Source organism: Janibacter sp. CFPM2_SD2, assembly GCF_057364645.1.
This window is the reverse complement of record NZ_JBNFOF010000042.1, coordinates 1-17,816: the sequence shown is the minus strand read 5'-3', so window position 1 is coordinate 17,816 and position 17,816 is coordinate 1. Positions and strand designations below refer to the sequence as shown.

Below are 17,816 nucleotides of genomic sequence, written 5' to 3'. Positions count from 1 at the left end.
CGCGCAGGCCGACGTCGGCCTCGCGGTCGGCGCGGGCACCGACGTCGCGATCGGCTCTGCCGGAGTCGTGCTCGCCAGCTCCGACCCGCGCTCGGTGCTCTCGGTCATCGACCTCTCGCGAGACCTATCGCAAGATGAAGCAGAACCTCTGGTGGGCTGCCGGCTACAACCTGCTGTCCGTGCCGCTGGCCGCCGGCCTGCTCGCCCCGGTCGGCTTCGTCCTGCCGATGAGCGTCGGCGCGATGCTGATGTCGCTCTCGACGATCGTCGTCGCGCTCAACGCGCAGCTGCTGCGGCGGCTGGACCTGGCACCCGAGCGGAGCGCGGCGAAGCTGCGCGGCTGAGCGCACACACCCGTGGCCAGCCCGAGAGGGCAGGGAGTCAGACGGCTGTGGCCCTCGGCAAGGGGCTCGGGTGGTCCCGAAGCGTGATCCACGCAGCAGCGCAACACCCGCGAGCAGGACACCGATGCCCGACCACGCACCTCCGGCGCCCTCCCGGACCTCTCCGGCTAGCGTCGAGACCATGAGCATCCCCACGATCACCCTCAACAACGGCGTGACCATGCCTGCCCTCGGCCTCGGCGTCTTCCAGACCCCGCCGGACGAGACCATCGCGGCGGTCGAGGCCGCGCTCGAGGTCGGCTACCGGCATGTCGACACCGCCGCCGCCTACGGCAACGAGCGCGAGGTCGGCGAGGCGATCCGCCGGTCCGGTCTCGCCCGCGACGAGGTCTTCGTCGAGACGAAGATCTGGATCAGCGACTACGGCTACGACGAGACGCTGCACTCCTTCGACAAGAGCGCCGGCAAGCTCGGCGTCGAGCAGATCGACCTGCTGGTCCTGCACCAGGCGCTGCCGGGCGAGTTCGACACGACGATCGGCGCCTACCGAGCGCTGGAGCGGCTGCTCGCCGACGGCAGGGTGCGCGCCATCGGCGTCTCGAACTTCATGCACGAGCACCTCGACCGGCTCCTCGCGGAGACCGAGGTCGTGCCGGCCGTCAACCAGATCGAGGTGCACCCGTACTTCCGCCAGTCGGCGCTGCTCGACCGCAACAACGAGCTCGGGATCGTCAGCCAGGCGTGGTCCCCGATCGGCGGCATCACCTTCTACCGCGACTCCGGCCACACGAGCACCCTCGAGAACGAGACGATCCGCTCGATCGCGGACGCACACGGCAAGACGCCCGCGCAGGTCATGCTCGGCTGGCACCTGCAGCAGGGCCGCCAGGTCATCCCGAAGTCCGTGACTCCCGCGCGGATCGCCGAGAACTTCGACGTCTTCGACATCGAGCTCTCCGAGACCGAGCTGGCCGCCATCGACGGCCTCGACACCGGCAAGCGCGGTGGCCCCGAGCCGGAGGACATCACGCTGGAGAGCTTCGGCCGGGAGATCCCGGAGGCATGATGGGCCGCGTGGCCCATGAGACACAGACATCCCGCGTGCTCGCGCACGCGGGATGTCCTTGATCCGCATCACCTGCGGTCAGCGGTCAGCGGGCAGCGCAATCGATGCAGGTCCGCGCCGTGGGTCGCGCCTCGAGCCGACCCGCCGAGATGGGGCGACCGCACCGCTCGCAGGTGCCGTAGACGCCTGCGTCGAGGCGGGCCAGAGCAGCGTCGATCTCGCGGAGGTGCTCGCGGGCCTGCCGAGCGAGCGCATCGACCTGCGAGCGCTCGAAGGCGATCGTCGCCCCCTCCGGGTCGTGCTCGTCGTCGGCGTTGCTCCCCTCGCTGGCCTCGACGAGCGCGTCGAAGTCCCCGGTCAGGGTCGCGAGACGAGCGAGGGTCTCCCTTCGCTCGGCGTCGAGAAGTGTCCGTGGGTCAGGCATCCACGCATCATGGCACCCGCCCTCTACAGGTCGGCGGGCTGCCCCCGGAGGTGGGGTCCGGTGGGGAGCTTCGACGCCAGGACGTCAAGCTTCTCGAGCTGGCGCAGCGCCGCATCCGTGGGTCACCGGCACTAGTCCTGGGCTTCGCCGAGGCGCGCTTCGGGCGTGAGCTCGCCCCTGAGACCGCCGCCGGTCGCAGCCCGGGCAAGAGCGCGACCCAGCGCAGGTGCCTGCTTGAACAGATTGTGACCGGCCACAAAAAAGACAGAGCCTGCCTCCCACACGGCCACGCCGTCCTCGCTCCAGGGGAGGTCGGTCACCCAGCAGTGAAGGAAGTCGCGCGGCTCTGGGTGGAGACCGGGCAGCGCCCGCGTCACGTATTCGCGTGCGCGTTCGTCCAGCGATCGAATCGCCGCAGGGTCGATGAACGTTCCGTCGTCGCGGACTCCGACGGTTTCGCTGAGTCCGACCGAATACCTGCTGTTGCCCGGTAGCGGCGTCGCGTACACGCCGACTTCGCCGAACACGCCGCTGCTGTCCTGCAGGCACGCGACTCGTGCCGGGGCGGCGGCTTTGACGTCGAAGGTCAGCCGGACGTGTGCGGCAAGGCGAACCGGCAGCGACAGGCCGACGCTGCGGGCCAGGCGGGCGGTTTCGCGGCCGGCGCACACGACGACCTTGGAGTAGACAGCCCGGTCGTTGACGCTGCGCACCTCGACCGTCCCATCTGCGCGGGGATCGATGGAGATGACCTCTGCGGTGGTGACGGCATCTGCGAGGGCACCCGCGAGTGCCGTGATCGCGGTGCGGGTGCGGATCGCGCCACCCGACTCGTCGAGCACCGCTGGCCCCGAGTACCCAGCGAGCAGCGGCATTCGCTGGGCGAGCTCGGCTGCATCGATCTCGTGCACTTCCACGCCACCGACCTGGTCGAGCACCCGCAGCCGCTCCAAGGCGCTGTCGCCGATCGCCACGACACCGTCTGAAGAGACCAGCTCGACGTCGAAGTGTTCGGCCCACTCATCCCATACGCCGCGGCTTTCGCGCGCGAAAGCGACGAGTCGCGGGTCGTCGTGGGCATGCCGGAAGATCCGCGACTCGCCTGCGGACTGACCCGTTCCGGGCACACCGGCCTCGTACAAGCGCACCGGAACGCCCTGCTCCCGCAGCGCGTACGCCGTCGACAGACCGACGATCCCGCCCCCGATCACTGCTACCTCGGGTGAACGCGTCGTGGCAACGTCGTCGTCAATTCCTGTCATCGCGGTTCCTCGATCTGTTAGGGATGTGCGATAGGCCGCAAGAAAAGGGGCCGCTGCCACGACGTCAACGGACTGTGTCAGCCCGAAGTCACCGCGGGCAGCGACCCCTCATGTCCGGGTCAGTACTCCCGGTCTGTGGTGTCAGGCGGGCAGCTTGGAGCCCAACACGTCGAGCTTCTCGATCGTCGGTTCGGAGAACATCGCACCGGTCTGCTCGCCGAGAGCTGCCGCAACAGCGCCGGACAGGTGAGCGTCACGTCCGGCGTCGTCGGGGAACACGTCGAAGATCCCGAAGGAGGAGGGCCCGAGGCGGATCGCGAACCACGCAGTGGTCGCCGGCTCTTCCTCGACAAGCGCACGGCCGCTGTCAAGGAACTCCTTCACGTCGTCCTCCTTGCCGGGCAGCGCGTCGAACCTGACCAGCAGTCCCTTGGTCACACTCATGACTTCCCCCCTTCCGTTGTCGAGGTGCCCTCGAGTTGGGACACGATCGCCGCGGAGAACGCCGGCAGGTCCTCCGGCGAGCGGCTGGTGATGAGGTTCTTGTCGACCACGACCTCCTCGTCAACGACGTTCGCGCCAGCATTACGCAGATCCGTGCGGATGCTCGGGAAGGACGTCAGGGTGCGACCGGTGGCCACGCCGGCCTCGATCAACGTCCACGGTCCGTGACAGATCGCCGCCACCGGCTTGCCGCTCTCGACGAAGTCCCGGACGAAAGCGACAGCGTCCTCGTCGAGCCGGAGCTTGTCGGGGTTCACCGTGCCGCCCGGAAGCACCAAGGCGTCGTAGTCGGCCACCGAGGCCTCAGCCACCAGCCCGTCGACGGCGAACGTCCCCACCGGATCCAGGTCGTTCTCGCGGGCCTGGATCTCGCCCTCATCGACCGAGAGGACCTCGGTCCGGGCGCCGGCCTTGTCCAGAACCTCGCGGGGTTGCTCGAGTTCGACGCGCTCGACCCCGTCCGCGGCGAGGATCGCGACTCTCTTGCCCTGCAGATCTGCTGCCATGTCAGTTTGCCTTCTTTCCGTCGGACATACCCGGCTTGATGACGACCTTGGTCCAGCCCTCGGACCTGGAGTCGAAGTTCCTGTAGGCGTCGGCGGCCTGGTCCAGCGAGATCTCGTGGGAGATGATCCAGGACGGCTTCGCCTTGTCAGCCGCGATCAGGTCACGCAGCCGGCGGTTGTACTTCTTGACCGGGCACTGACCGTTGCCCATGGTCTGTCCCTTGAACCAGTGGGTGCCGAAGTCGATGGCCGCCTTGCCCTGCTTGGCCAATTCGCCCTTGGCCCCCGGGTCCTCGGGGACGAACACGCCGACGGTGCCGATCCCGCCGGTAAAACGCACCGAGTTGATGAGCATGTTCAAGGTGGCAGCCGGGTCTTCGTTCCCCTGCGGGTCGTGGGCCTGGTAGCCCACGCACTCGCAGCCACGGTCGGCTCCGAGCCCCATGGTCTCGTCCAGCACAGCCTGCACGGGGTCGGTCTTGGAGTCGTCGATGGCGATCGCTCCGATCTGCTCGGCCAGCGCGAGCCGGTCGGGGTGGCGATCGACCACCATGACCTTCGCGGCGCCCTTGATCGTCGCGGACAGCGCAGCCATCAGACCCACCGGACCGGCTCCAGCGATCACGACGCTGTCGCCCGGGATCACGCCTGCCATCTCGGTGGCGTGGTAACCGGTGGGGAAGATGTCGGAGAGCATGACGTAGTCATTCTCCTTCTCCTCCGCGTCCTCGCCCAGGCGCAGTGCGTTGTGGTCGCCGAAGGGCACCCGGAGCAGCTCGGCCTGGCCGCCGCCGTACGGGCCCATCTCTGCAAAACCGTAGGCCGCACCGGCGGCAGACGGGTCAGGCTGGGTGGTGAGGCAGTAGTTCGTGAGCCCGCGCTCGCAGTTCTTGCAGAACCCGCACGAGATGTTGAAGGGCAGCACGACCCGGTCGCCGACCTGGACCTTCTCCACGCCCTTACCGATCTCCACCACCTCCCCCATGTTTTCGTGGCCGAAGGTGCGGCCCTCCTCGAAGGAGGTTCGTCCCTCGTACATGTGCAGGTCCGAGCCGCAGATATTGGTCGTTGTCATCCTGACCAGCACATCGGTGGGGCGCTCGATCTTCGCGTCCGGAACATCCGTCACCGCGACATCTCTGGGCCCCTGATAGACGACAGCCTTCATGGCGAGTCTCCAATGGTTGTGCGTGGTGAACTTCTGACTCCTTCACACTCACAGCGCGTCATGGCCGAGTCAAGCGCGTGCCACCGAACCCGACATGTCGACCGGACTTCCCCTAGCCTGCGGACGTGGGCCCCACCGATACGGACCGTCCGCGGTGGCGGCACGTCATGCCCCCCGCGGTCGCGATGGTGCTCGCCGTCGTCGTGGTCGCCGAGATCGCCTGGGCCGCCTTTGTCCTCGCGGGGTCCGACGACCTGCGTCCGCACGCCGTGCCCGCGGTGGTCGCCGCCGACCCGGTCGTCGCCGAGAGCGTGGCCCGGCAGTACGACGACCTGCCGGGCGACCCCTTCGACCTGCGTGCGGTGACCAACGAGGACACGGCACGCGCGGCACTCGACGACGGGTCTGCGCGGGCCGCGCTCATCGTCGATCTCGAGGGGTCCGTCGACCGCCTGCTGCTCGCCTCGGCCAACGACGACACCCTCGACGCGGCGATTCGCGACCGCGTCGAGCAGACCGACGAGAGTCTTGGCCGCACCGTCCACGTCGAGACCGCCGGCCCCGCTGACGCCGACGAGCGAAGGGAGGCCGCCCGCCTTGCCGTCGCCCTCGCCCTGCTCCTGGGGTTCCTCCTCGCGGTGGGCACGAGCCTGCGCGACGGGCCGGTGTCCCGCACCCACCTGCGCGCGCTGCGCCGGACCCTCGTCATCGGCTCCGCCTCCGTCGTCGGCGGGGCGCTCATCGGTGTGCTCGTGCTGCGCGGCAGCTGGGTCGGGGTGCTCGTGGCGGCCGCCGTCGCCGGAGCGGCCGCGGTCTCGACCATCGCGCTCGAAGCACTCTTCGGGTGGGCGGGTCTCGGGCTGGTGGTCGTCGCCTTCTTCGCCACGGGCGCACCGGTGCTCGCCCGGGTCCGACCCCTATCTCGGTCGGCGAGCCGTGGGCGAGCCTCGCCGGGCTGGGGGGTACCGGGCGCCGGCGTCGATACCGCGACCGCGGTGACCCTGCGCGGCGAGCTCGCCGTCGGACGGTCGCAGTGCTGCTCGTGTGGATCGCGACCTCGCTGCTCGTCGTCGTCCTCGCCGGATCGGTGCGGCGCCGCTACGCCGTGCCCGAGCCAGTGGGCGACGAGTCGCTGCGGGACCTGAGCGGGGTCAACGCGTGGCGGGTGCGGGTCCTCGGCGTCGTTGCGCCACTCACCGCAGCGATGCTCGCGCTCGCCGTCGTCGTGCCCCGCGCCGAGGCGGCCACCCCGCGCCCCGTGGCCTCGCTCGCCGCGACCGCGGACTGCGTCGCCTCCGGGTCCGTGACCTCGGTCGACGACCTCAATCGGATCGCCGGCCTGCGCGGGACCGACGACTTCCGCGGGGGTGACGTGCGCCGACGCACTCCTGCAGGACGGCCGGCGGCTGTGGCTCTTCGGCGACACGCTGCGCGGCGGGCAGGCGGGGCCGACCTATGTCCGCAACTCGATGCTCGTCGCCGACGACCGGTGCCTGCGTGCCGTCCTGCCGAAGTCCGGCGGCGCCCTCATCCCGGACCGAGCGGGCAGCGGGGACAACCCCGTCGGCTACTGGCCGATGTCGACGATCGTCGACCGCCGCACGGGCTACGACCTCGTCTACGTCACGACGCAACGGGTGCAGACGACCGGGTCCGACGCCTTCGGCTTCCAGAACCTCGGGCTGTCGATCGCCGTCTTCGTCGTCCCCGCCGGTGCGACCCCGCAGCTCATCGAGCAGCGCGACATCGGCGCCGACCGCTCTGGCCGCGAGCACCCGACGTGGGGTGCCGCCACCGCGCTCGTCGGCAGCGGCACGGACCGGTGGGTCTACGTCTACGGCACCGCCAACCCGGGCTCCGACAGGGCGTGGGGGTACTCCCTTCGCGTCGCGCGGGTGCGGCCCGACGACCTGCTGAACCAGTCGCGCTGGCGCTACTGGGACGGCAGCGGGTGGTCCCGCTCGCAGGCTGACGCGACCGAGATGATCGCGGCGCGTGACGGGGTCTCCCAGACGCTCAGTGTCTTCACCCGCGGCGGGCGCTGGTACGCCCTGAGCAAGCGCAACGACCTGCTCGGCAGCGACATCACCGTGTGGACCGCGAACTCCCCCACCGGGCCGTGGTCATCGGGCACCGCGGTCGCCAAGGTGCCGAAGGGAGAGACCGGCCAGGTGCGCTACATGCCGCTGGCGCACCCCTCGCTCTTCCCGCAGGCCGGGAGCGTCGTCGCGTCGTACAGCACCAACGACACCAACAGCGAGCGCGTGGTCGAGGACCCGCTGCGGTACCGGCCGCACTTCGTCCGGGTCACGCTGCCCAGGTGACCCGGCCCGGCGCCTCGACCCCGCTCCGGGCGGTCGGCGCACCCTGTTACGTGTGGCTCCGCCCCCGACGCCTGCCTTTCGGGGAGCGAGGCCACGCATTGACCTATACCCCTAGGGGGTATAAATTCCAGGCATGAACGTCAACCACGGCCACCAGTTCGCGCCTGCAGGGGACACGCACGAGAGCCACCCCGAAGCCGACGTGACCGACCAGGTGCACGGGCGTCATCCGCGTGATCACCAGCCGCGGAAGGCAGGCCGCGACGCTGAGCACAGCCACGGCGAGCACCGCGGCCACGGAGGGCACGAGAAGCACGGCGACCACGTCGGGCAGTTCCGCCGCCTGTTCTGGATCATGCTTGTGCTGGCGGTCCCGGTCGTCGGCTTCAACGACATGTTCGCCGACCTCATCGGCTACGACCTGCCCGACGGAGGCTGGGCGCCGTGGGTCTCGCCCGCACTCGGCACGGCCATGTACCTGTGGGGCGGCCGGCCCTTCCTCACCGGCGCCGTGGACGAGATCCGCACTCGCCAGCCGGGGATGATGCTCCTGATCGGCCTGGCCATCACCGTGGCCTTCATCGCCTCCTGGGGCGCCAGCCTGGGCGTGCTCGACCACGAGCTGAACTTCTGGTGGGAGCTGGCCCTCCTGGTGGTCATCATGCTGCTGGGCCACTGGATCGAGATGCGTTCGCTGGCCCAGACCACCTCCGCACTGGACTCCCTGGCCGCGCTCCTGCCCGATGAGGCCGAGAAGGTGGACGGCGACGAGGTCGTCACCGTCGCACCGGCCGACTTGGTGGTCGGCGACGTCACCATGTCCGCCCCGGGGCGTCCGTGCCCGCCGACGGACGGATCGTCGACGGCTCGGCCAGCATGGACGAGTCCATGGTCACCGGAGAGTCCAAGACCGTGCGCCGCGAGAAGGGGGAGAACGTCGTCGCCGGCACCGTGGCCACCGACTCCGGCCTGCGCGTCGAGGTCACCGCCACCGGTGACGACACCGCCCTGGCCGGCATCCAGAAGCTCGTGACCGACGCCCAGGCCTCCTCCTCCCGCGCCCAGCGCATCGCCGACACCGCCGCAGCCTGGCTCTTCTGGTTCGCCCTCGGCGCCGCTGCGATCACGGCCCTCGTCTGGTCGGTGCAGGGACTGCCCGACAGCGCGGTGGTGCGCACGATCACCGTCCTCGTCATCGCCTGCCCCCACGCCCTCGGGCTGGCCATCCCGCTGGTGGTCTCCATCGCCACCGAGCGGGCCGCCCGCGGTGGCGTGCTCGTCAAGGACCGCCTGTCGCTGGAGTCGATGCGCACCGTCGACACTGTCCTCTTCGACAAGACCGGCACCCTCACCAAGGGCGAGCCCACCGTCACCGGCATCGAGGCGCACGGCGGTCACGACCAGGACCAGATCCTCGCGCTGGCGGCAGCCGCCGAGGCCGACAGTGAGCACCCGCTGGCCCGGGCCATCGTCGGTGCCGCACGCGCCCGCGAGCTTGAGGTCCCGCGCGCCGGTGACTTCTCCTCATCCCCGGCAGTGGGGGTGCGGGCGAGCGTCGACGGCACGGTGATCGAGGTCGGTGGCCCCTACCTGCTCGAGCTCCACGACCTGGCGGAGCTGCCCGTCGCCCAAACCTGGCGCGAGGAGGGCGCGATCATCCTCCACGTCCTCGCCGACGGCGGGGTCATCGGCGCCCTTCGCCTGGCCGACGAGGTCCGCGCTGAGTCCCGCGACGCCGTCGACGCCCTGCACGCCGCAGGCGCCCAAGTCGTGATGATCACCGGAGACGCCCAGGCCGTCGCCGAGACCGTCGCCACCGAGTTGGGCATCGACCGGGTCTTCGCCGGCGTCCGCCCGCAGGACAAGGCCGCCAAGGTCACCGAGCTGCAGGACGAAGGGCGAAAGGTCGCCATGGTCGGCGACGGCGTCAACGACGCCCCCGCCCTGGCCCAAGCCGACGTCGGCATCGCCATCGGCGCCGGCACCGACGTGGCCATCGGCTCCGCGGGCGTGATCCTCGCCAGCTCCGACCCGCGCTCGGTGCTCTCGGTCATCGACCTCTCGCGAGCTTCCTACCGCAAGATGAAGCAGAACCTGTGGTGGGCCGCTGGGTACAACCTCATCTCCGTGCCACTGGCCGCGGGCGTTCTCGCCCCGGTCGGCTTCGTCCTTCCGATGAGCGTCGGCGCGATCCTCATGTCGGCCTCCACCGTCGTAGTCGCCCTGAACGCCCAGCTCCTGCGGCGCCTCGACCTGACCCCGGCGCGCAGCACCGCAAAACTCCTGGGCCGCGACACCGACGAGTGAATCGGCTCACCAGCAATGCACTCCCAGCTCCAGCAAGGACTGGTCATGAGCACCACCCCAGAGTCTTCCGGCAACCGCCGCGACTACACCTACATGAAGTACGACCTCTACCGGCGATGCTGCACGTTCGGTTGGCAGTACACCGCCACGCCGACCGGCAACAGCGTCAGGTCTTGGCTGTCACCGCAGCCCTCAGAGGCGCCGAGCTGACGCAGAGGCTGCTCGTCGTGCTCGCCGAGGTCGTCTCCGGCTGACCACGTCGGGGCGGTCCGCGGACCGCAACGGCACCCCCCTCGCCGCTAGCGTGGACGCCATGGACATGATCAGGGGAGATCAGATCGCTGCCGAGGGGCTCACCGACTGGCGCAAGCTCGCCCAGGGGCTGCACGCGAGGTATCGGGTCGAAGGCTTCGGGGAGGCGGCGCGGTTCGTCACGGCCGTCGGCGCAGGGGGCGACGACCTCGGTCATCATCCGCGCGTGCGGATCGGGGAGGGTGTCGTCGACCTCGAGGTCGTCAGCCAGGACGCTGTCTACCGCGACGACGAGGACGGGTCGGAGCTGCACGGGATCGAGTGGGTGACGCAGCGCGACGTCGACCTCGCGCGCCGGATCACGCAGATCGCCGCCGAGCTTGGGCTGACCGCGGACCCGGCTGGCGTGAGCGAGGTCGAGCTCGGGCTCGACGTCACGGACTCCGCGAAGGTCGCGCCCGTGTGGGCCGCGCTGCTCACCGGCGACCCGCAGTCGCAGGGTCGCGGGACGCCGGGCGACGAGATACGGGACGCCGACGTGCGCATCCCCAACCTGTGGTTCGGGGAGGTGGACCCGGAGGGTGGGGGCGGTCAGCGATTCCACCTCGAGGTCTACGTGGCCCCCGAGCAGGTCGAAGGGAGGGTCGCCGCGGCCGTCGCGGCCGGCGGCGAGGTCGTCGACGACAGCCAAGCGCCCGGCCTCACGGTCATCGCAGACCCCGAGGGCAACCGGGGCGTGCTGTGCGCCGACATGTCGGCGGCTCCGGCCTGATCGGTCCTCGGATGTGTCGCTGAGTGTCCACTCGACATTCCTCACCCTCAATGAGGTTGACTGTTGTTCACTGAGGGAACGGTCAAGGCGCGCGCTCGGCCGACTCTCGGAGGAGATTGGATGTCGAGATCGAGTCCAGACTGCACACGACACGCGGCCAACTTTGCATAGTTTCGGCCCACAGGGCGCCATCGTCCAATGAAGGCCTCGCGGGCCTGCGGACCCGGATACGACCCATTCGTCCGCTGCAGCAGCTACCGACTTTCACCTATTCGAGCAGCAGTCCCTAAACACTGCCCGGAGCCGCGTATACAAACTAGGACCCCTCTCTACAACATCAGATGTCGAGGTGCAGCCAAGACTGCACACGACCCGCCACCTACTTTGCACACGACGGGCCTCGCACCCGCTGTGCGCAAAGTAGGCGCCGATCTGTACGCGTCTACGGCGACGCCCGCAGTTGCGAGGCTTGCCTTTCGGCCGCGCTTCGACCGACGTAGCAGCGGACGTCACGCCCGTCACCTAGCAGTTTGGGAGCCCCGCACTGCGCCGCTGACCGAGCGCTGCCAGAGGGTGACGTCGAACAGTCCGCCGCCCAGTTCTTGGGTGCCCATGGACATGAAGCCCAAGCCGACGTAGTACTCGCTCAACCGCGGGTTTCCAGCGGCCGAGTCCAGCCGCAGCCATTCCGCCCCCTCTCGGCATCCCTCGGCGGCGGCCCAGTCAAGGAGGGAGGCGCCAAGTCCTGCACCCGCGAATGCACGGTCGACCATCAGGCCGTGCACGAAGACAGACGGCTCCTCGACGGCGCCCCAGAAGTCGAGGTCCTCATGGAGAACCCTCAGAGCGGCCTTGAGGACGCCGCCTTCGCGTAGAACATGCCACTGGCCCTCTCGGACCTGTGACTCAATGACGGCCTCAGGCACCTCCCCCGGTCGCCACTGGTCGATCCCCTGGGCGAATATCCAGTCCTCGAGTTGACGGCGCAGCCGCCAGATCCCAGCGACGTCTTCGGCCTTAGCGAGCACGGGGTGCGGTGGATGTGCAGACAGGGACATGCGAACTCCTCCGAGCGACTACCCAGGCGGGCGATAGTCGTAGAGGTCTGCTCCCTGCCGGTTCACCGGCTGCGCCAGTTGCACTTCAAGGCAGAGCCTACAGCGGGGGCGAGGACCTCCCTCTTGAAGTCAGAAGCGTCCCGGGTTTGATGCCAATTCTTTTTGAGTCCAGGAGGATCAGCGCACGCCAGACTAATTAGGGCAATTCATAATTTTCGGCTCTTGCTGCAAACAACGGCCTTCTCTGCAGTCTTCGCTGCATCTCGACATTAGTGTCGAGATGCAGCGAACATTGCACATGACACGCTGCCTAGATTGCACAGATCCGGCCTGGATCCCAGACGTGTGCAATCTAGAAGTCCAAGCTCGGCGCTTGTCTCGGTGATCGACCCGGATTGCCCATCCGTGTTGTGTTCCACCGACTCCCAGACGTCGCGCCACTCGATCGTGGCCTAGTTGTGCATCTCCGCGCATGATCGCGCCGGTCGCGCTCTCGCCAGGTCGCCCTCTTCAACGCAGAGCCGTGTCTCCACATGCTGAAGTGCCGCGGCATGTCGGGCGTTTCGGTGGGCACGTCTCGACTGTGCACATGTCAGCTCGTGACGTGCGCTCCGGGTGGGCTGAACTCGATGATCTCCTTCACGAGTTCGTCTACGGGGCGAGCGCTGTCCAGCCGGAGCACGGTGCAGGGCAGTGTGCCCAGCCAGGCCTGGTGCCGCGCACGGTTGCGCCCGTCGAAGTCCGGGTCCTCGTAGCCTCCGGCCCACTGCATGAACTCATGATGCGCGGTCGCGCGCGAGCCGCCGGTCTCGATGCTGACGCCGTACCGGGTCACTTCGCGGGCGCGGAGTCTATCCATTCGCTCGTCGTGGTCGAGCGAGAGGAAAACGACCGCGTCGAAGTGCTCCGCAAGTGAGTCGCCCCAACCCATGAGGGTCCCGGACAGGACCCAGGCCTCACGTCCGACGAACATCTCGTGCATGAGGCGAAGGCGGTCGGTCCCGTCGCGCTTCGTCGTGTACGGCGGCGAGGTAGGCGCCCAGAAGTAGTCGTCGGTGTCGGCGTGTGGGACCGACCACGTCGTGGCCACCGCGCGGCCAAGCGTCGTCGTGCCTGTCCCACTCGCGCCTGTGATGTGGAGCCGGCACGGGGTCAAACGTCCTCCTGCAGGGAGTCATGGATGTGAGGCGCGTGAAGGCCCCGCGTTACCGTGCCTCAGGCACTTCGGGGGTCAGTTTGAGCCAGTTGGACTAAGTGGGTCAACAGATGAGGTTGCGTTGCGTCTCAAGGGACCAAACCTTGCCCGCGCGGCGTCCGAGCACCAGAAGTCTGGCGTCCTAGTGCCCTCGGATCCTCATATCTTAGATAGAAGTCGACTTGCTCTAATTTAGGGCGCTTCTCGACAATTAGAACCCGCCCGAGTCCTTCGCGAGGTTCGAGAAGCGGGCATAGTGACCCTGGAAGCCGAGGACGATGTCGGCGGTCGGGCCGTTTCGGTGCTTAGCGACGATCACGTCGGCCTCCCCTTCGCGCTCGGACCCGGGGTCGCGGTCGCGGTGGAGCAGGATCACGAGGTCGGCATCCTGCTCGATCGATCCCGATTCACGAAGGTCGCTCATCGCCGGACGCTTGTCGGTGCGCTGCTCAGGACCCCGGTTCAGCTGCGAGATCGCGATGACCGGGACCTGCAGCTCCTTCGCCAGGAGCTTGAGCGCACGGGAGAACTCGGAGACCTCCTGCTGGCGGGACTCGACCTTCTTGCCCGAGGTCATCAGCTGCAGGTAGTCGATGACGATGAGCTTGAGGTTGTGCTGCTGCTTCAGGCGCCGCGCCTTGGCGCGGATCTCCATGAGCGCGAGGTTGGGCGAGTCGTCGATGTAGAGCGGGCTGTCGCTGATCCGGCCGACGACGCGGGAGAGCTTGCGCCAGTCGGGGTCGCTCATCTTGCCCCGCCGCAGGTGCTGCAGCTGGATGCTCGCCTCCGCCGCGAGGACACGCATGGTGATCTCGCTGCGGCTCATCTCGAGGGAGAAGATCGCGGTCGCCATCTGGTGGTGGATCGCCGCCGCGCGGGCGATGTCCACACCCAGCGTAGATTTGCCGATTGCCGGTCTCGCCGCGACGACGATCATCTGCCCCGGGTGCAGACCGTGGGTCAGCTCGTCGAGGTCGGTGAAGCCCGTGGGCACACCGGTCATCTCGTCGGTGCGACCGGCGGCGACCTCGATCTCGGTCATCGTCTCGTTGAGCGTGTCCCACAGCGGGGCGTAGTCCTCGCCGCCACGCTTCTCGGCGACGGTGTAGACCTCGGCCTGCGCGGCGTTGACGATCTCCTCGACGTCGCCACCGCCCTGGGCATAGCCCATCTGGACGATCTTGGTCCCGGCCTCGACGAGGCGACGCAGCACCGCCCGTTCGGCGACGATCTGCGCGTAGTAGCCGGCATTGGCAGCGGTCGGCACCGACTGGATGAGGTCGTGCAGATAGGCCTGGCCGCCGGCACGCTGCAGGTCGCCGCGCTTGCTCAGCTCGTCGGCGACGGTGATCGCGTCGGCCGGCTCGCCGCGGCTGTAGAGGTCGATGACCGCGTCGAAGATCAGCTCGTGGGCCGGCTTGTAGAAGTCGTGCCCGCGCACCGCCTCACCGACGTCGGCGATCGCATCCTTCGACAGCAGCATGCCGCCGAGGACCGACTGCTCGGCGCCCAGGTCCTGCGGGGGCAGCCGGTCGGCGGGGGGCCCGGACGGAGTAGGAGTCGGAGTCGCCGAATGACCTCGTGTCCTGCTCGAACGTCGTCACCCGGGCTACCCTCCGTCTCCTGCACCGGACCCGGCCGAAGGGGGGGTCCGCGCGCCCCCGCGAGGGGACGTCAGAGCACTGTCGCACCCGGTGCCGACAACGCCAAACGGCCCTGTGGACAGAGGTGTGGACCGGGTGTGGACGACGCGCCACTGGTCTGTGCACAGCCCGTGGACAAGTCTGTGGATCTCCGGTCTCGACCAGCACCGACACCGCCTCTGACCTGCGCAAACACCCAGGAACAGGTGTGGACCCCAAAAAGATCAGCCAGTCCACCATCCACAGACCACGACGTGCTCCGCGACACATCGGGGGCGATCAGGCAAGCCCCGTATCGACGGACGGCCCGCCCGGTCACACGGGTCACGGGAGCGATCAGCCGGCGCGCTCGTAGCGGGCCCGCGCCCGCTCCTTGGCCTTGGCGGCCTCGACCTCGCGGTCCTTCGGCGGCGCATTGGTCACGAGGTGGTCGAGCAGGTGCTGGGTCACCTGCGCGATCTCCTCGACGGCCTCGTCGAAGGCGGCCTGGTTGGCCTGGCTCGGCTTCGTCGAACCGCTCACCTTGCGCACGTACTGGAGGGCGGCGGCGCGCACCTCGTCGGTCGTGGCCGGGGGCTCGAAGTTGTGCAGCTGTCGGATGTTTCGGCACATGCCCCCAGTCTCCTCCTGCGGACCGACAGGGGCACCCCCCTTCGCCGGTCACAAGCATTTGGTCGCTGTCGGTGGGCCGGCGGACCATGGAGGACATGCCCATCACCGCGGCGGCGCCGCACCCCGTGACCACCCCTGCCCAGACCGCGCTCATCCTGCGCGTGCTGACGGTGGCCACCTTCGTCGTGATCCTCAACGAGACGATCATGAACAACGCCATCCCGCGGCTCATGGACGACTTCGGCGTCGTCGAGACCTCCGCGCAGTGGCTGACGACCGCCTTCATGCTGACGATGGCCGTCGTCATCCCGATGACCGGCTGGATCATGCGACGCCTGGCGACGCGGCGCACCTTCGCCCTGGCGATGGGCCTCTTCACGGTCGGCACGACGATCGCCGCGGCCGCCCCGACCTTCGAGGTGCTCGTCGCCGCCCGCGTCGTGCAGGCCGGCGGCACCGCGGTGATGATCCCGCTGCTCATGACCACCCTCATGGACCTCGTGCCCGTCGCCGACCGCGGCCGCACCATGGGCAATGTCTCGCTCGTCATCGCCGTCGCCCCCGCGATGGGCCCGGCCGTCTCCGGGGTCCTGCTCGAGCTCGGCACGTGGCGCCTGATCTTCCTCGCCGTGCTGCCGATCGCCGCGGCCTCCCTCGTCCTCGGCCTGCGCCTCCTCCCCGACACCGGCGAGCGCGAGCACAGCCGCCTCGACCTGCCGAGCGTCGCCCTGGCCGTCGTCGGCTTCGGCGGCATCGTCTACGGCCTCTCGAGCCTCGGCGGTGGCCACGGTGGCGAAGGGGGTTCCGCCCCCGAGCCCGTCGTCGACCCGCTCCTCGCGGCCGGCGTGGCCGCGATCGCCCTCGCCCTCTTCGTGTGGCGGCAGCTGGCCCTCGCCCGCACCGGTGACCCGCTCATGGACCTGCGCGCCTTCCGGCACCGCAGCTTCACCGGCGCCTTCGTCACGATGTGCCTCGGCTTCGCCGCGCTCATCAGCTCGGTCATCCTGCTGCCGATCCACCTCCAGCGCGGGCTGGGCCTGAGCACCCTCGAGACCGGGCTGCTGCTCATCCCCGGCGGCCTGGCCATGGGCCTGCTCGGGCCGTCGATCGGACGGCTCTACGACCGCATCGGCGCCCGACCCCTCGTCGTCCCCGGCGCGGTCGGCATGACCGTCTCGCTCGGCCTCGTCGCCCTCCTGCTCCCGCACGTCGGCATGTGGACCGTGCTCGTGCTGCACGTGCTCCTCAGCCTCTCGCTCGCGCTGCTCTTCACCCCGCTCTTCACCGCGGGCCTGGGGTCGCTCCCGCACTCCCTGCACGCCCACGGGTCGGCGCTGCTCGGCTCCTCGCAGCAGGTCTTCGGCGCCGCCGGCACCGCGACGAGCGTCGCGGTGATGTCCCTCGTGGCGGGCGCGGACCCGACGACCGCGGAGCGGACCTCGGGCGTCCAGGCCGCCTTCGTCATGCTGGCCGTGGCCGCGGCCGTCACCATCGCGACCTGCCTCATGGTCAGCACGCCGGTCGAGGACCCCGAGGATCCCACCGAGACGCCGGCCGAGGAGCCTGCCGCCGAGCTCGCCTGACCGGAGGCGGCCTCCCTTCGCCGCGGGCTCTCGGCCGAGGCCACGACGTGCCCGTGCTCCGGTCGTCGATGCCCCTTCCGGGAGCAGGCGGCTCAGCGCACGCCGGGCACGAGCGACGGCGTGCGCCGCAGCAGCACCGCCAGCACCACGACGAGCAGCATGAGCACCACGGACAGCGCCACCGAGCCCGGCCAGCCGGCCCGGGTCCACGCGGCGCCGGAGGCGGTGCCGAAGACCGCGGACCCGAGGTAGTACGTGAAGAGGTACAGCGAGGCCGCCTGGCCGGCGCTCGTCCCGCCGAGGTGGGCCCGCAGCGGCACCCAGCCGCTCGCCACCCCGTGCACGGCGAAGAAGCCGATGACGAGCAGGCCCATCCCGGCGACGACGAGCGACAGCACGTCGGGCAGCGTGAGCAGCGCCCCGACGATCGCGACGGCCGCCCCGATCGGGATGACCGTGCGCCGGCCGTGACGGTCGGCAAGGTCGCCGAACCACGTCGAGCTGACCGTCCCCAGCGGGTAGACGAGGAAGACGAGGCTCGCCGCACCGATCCCCAGCGCGAAGGGGGGATCCGCCAGCCGGAAGCCGATGGTGTTGAAGAGCGCGACCATAGCCCCGAGCGAGCAGCCGCCGATGGCGTAGAGGGCGAGCAGCGCCGGGTCCGACAGGGCCCGTCGGGTCATCGCCGCCAGCGCACGCGGGTTGCCCGGCGCCGGCTCGAAGCCCCGCGAGGCCGGCAGTGCCAGCCGCACGAGGACCGCGCAGGCGAGCCCGACGACGCACGGTCGCGGCGATG

16 protein-coding genes and 2 pseudogenes are annotated in these 17,816 nt (G+C 69.5%); 8 read left to right on the top strand and 10 right to left on the bottom strand.

Annotated elements, in window-relative coordinates; translation table 11 throughout:
* A pseudogene (locus AC2W7J_RS06225) lies at nt 1-344 on the top strand (heavy metal translocating P-type ATPase); the annotation flags it as partial.
* Between the two features lie 181 nt (nt 345-525).
* A complete protein-coding gene (locus AC2W7J_RS06220; RefSeq protein ID WP_485981792.1) occupies nt 526-1,410 on the top strand; it encodes an aldo/keto reductase in 885 nt (294 codons plus the stop codon).
* A gap of 85 nt (nt 1,411-1,495) precedes the next feature.
* On the opposite strand, the gene AC2W7J_RS06215 is transcribed toward AC2W7J_RS06220, so the two are convergent.
* The 5 genes from AC2W7J_RS06215 to AC2W7J_RS06195 form a co-directional block, all read right to left on the bottom strand.
* Nucleotides 1,496-1,834 (bottom strand): TraR/DksA family transcriptional regulator, encoded by a 339-nt coding sequence (locus AC2W7J_RS06215; protein ID WP_421009238.1) that lies wholly within the window; start codon nt 1,832-1,834, stop codon nt 1,496-1,498.
* Between the two features lie 131 nt (nt 1,835-1,965).
* Nucleotides 1,966-3,096, bottom strand: a complete 1,131-nt coding sequence (locus AC2W7J_RS06210; protein ID WP_485981791.1) for an NAD(P)/FAD-dependent oxidoreductase — start codon at nt 3,094-3,096, stop codon at nt 1,966-1,968.
* A 141-nt stretch (nt 3,097-3,237) separates the two neighbouring features.
* Nucleotides 3,238-3,540: a putative quinol monooxygenase gene (locus AC2W7J_RS06205; protein ID WP_072625910.1), complete on the bottom strand. Its 303-nt coding sequence runs from the start codon at nt 3,538-3,540 to the stop codon at nt 3,238-3,240.
* Entirely contained in the window at nt 3,537-4,106 is a 570-nt protein-coding gene (locus AC2W7J_RS06200) for a type 1 glutamine amidotransferase domain-containing protein (protein WP_255184781.1), read from the bottom strand. Before AC2W7J_RS06200 ends, AC2W7J_RS06205 begins: the two co-directional genes overlap by 4 nt.
* Before the next feature lies 1 nt (nt 4,107).
* Entirely contained in the window at nt 4,108-5,274 is a 1,167-nt protein-coding gene (locus tag AC2W7J_RS06195) for a glutathione-independent formaldehyde dehydrogenase (protein ID WP_421009240.1), read from the bottom strand.
* 125 nt (nt 5,275-5,399) lie between these two features.
* Here AC2W7J_RS06195 and AC2W7J_RS06190 point away from each other — a divergent pair, with 125 nt between their 5' ends.
* From AC2W7J_RS06190 to AC2W7J_RS06170, 5 genes and pseudogenes are all read left to right on the top strand, one after another.
* The gene (locus tag AC2W7J_RS06190; RefSeq protein WP_485981790.1) at nt 5,400-6,419 is read left to right on the top strand and encodes a hypothetical protein; all 1,020 of its coding nucleotides are present in this window, start codon (nt 5,400-5,402) and stop codon (nt 6,417-6,419) included.
* A 222-nt stretch (nt 6,420-6,641) separates the two neighbouring features.
* Entirely contained in the window at nt 6,642-7,598 is a 957-nt protein-coding gene (locus AC2W7J_RS06185) for a DUF4185 domain-containing protein (protein WP_485981789.1), read from the top strand.
* A 133-nt stretch (nt 7,599-7,731) separates the two neighbouring features.
* Nucleotides 7,732-9,905, top strand: a pseudogene (locus AC2W7J_RS06180) (heavy metal translocating P-type ATPase).
* 45 nt (nt 9,906-9,950) lie between these two features.
* A complete protein-coding gene (locus AC2W7J_RS06175) occupies nt 9,951-10,115 on the top strand; it encodes a hypothetical protein (protein ID WP_485981788.1) in 165 nt (54 codons plus the stop codon).
* Nucleotides 10,116-10,218: 103 nt separating this feature from the next.
* On the top strand, nt 10,219-10,929 hold the full coding sequence (locus AC2W7J_RS06170) for a 4a-hydroxytetrahydrobiopterin dehydratase (RefSeq protein WP_255184784.1): 711 nt from the start codon (nt 10,219-10,221) through the stop codon (nt 10,927-10,929).
* A 518-nt stretch (nt 10,930-11,447) separates the two neighbouring features.
* Here AC2W7J_RS06170 and AC2W7J_RS06165 read toward each other — a convergent pair.
* From AC2W7J_RS06165 to AC2W7J_RS06150, 4 genes are all read right to left on the bottom strand, one after another.
* A complete protein-coding gene (locus AC2W7J_RS06165; RefSeq protein ID WP_485981787.1) occupies nt 11,448-11,987 on the bottom strand; it encodes a GNAT family N-acetyltransferase in 540 nt (179 codons plus the stop codon).
* A gap of 592 nt (nt 11,988-12,579) precedes the next feature.
* Nucleotides 12,580-13,143 carry a P-loop NTPase family protein gene (locus AC2W7J_RS06160; protein ID WP_255184785.1) on the bottom strand — a complete coding sequence of 188 codons (564 nt, stop codon included), beginning with the start codon at nt 13,141-13,143 and terminating at the stop codon, nt 12,580-12,582.
* Between the two features lie 250 nt (nt 13,144-13,393).
* Nucleotides 13,394-14,710 (bottom strand): replicative DNA helicase, encoded by a 1,317-nt coding sequence (dnaB, locus tag AC2W7J_RS06155; RefSeq protein WP_485981793.1) that lies wholly within the window; start codon nt 14,708-14,710, stop codon nt 13,394-13,396.
* 451 nt (nt 14,711-15,161) lie between these two features.
* Nucleotides 15,162-15,437 (bottom strand): DUF2277 domain-containing protein, encoded by a 276-nt coding sequence (locus AC2W7J_RS06150; protein WP_072625968.1) that lies wholly within the window; start codon nt 15,435-15,437, stop codon nt 15,162-15,164.
* A 95-nt stretch (nt 15,438-15,532) separates the two neighbouring features.
* Here AC2W7J_RS06150 and AC2W7J_RS06145 point away from each other — a divergent pair, with 95 nt between their 5' ends.
* Nucleotides 15,533-17,020: a DHA2 family efflux MFS transporter permease subunit gene (locus AC2W7J_RS06145; RefSeq protein WP_485981786.1), complete on the top strand. Its 1,488-nt coding sequence runs from the start codon at nt 15,533-15,535 to the stop codon at nt 17,018-17,020.
* Between the two features lie 92 nt (nt 17,021-17,112).
* Here AC2W7J_RS06145 and AC2W7J_RS06140 read toward each other — a convergent pair.
* The coding region (locus AC2W7J_RS06140) for an MFS transporter (protein ID WP_485981785.1) at nt 17,113-17,816 on the bottom strand (704 nt) is incomplete at its 5' end.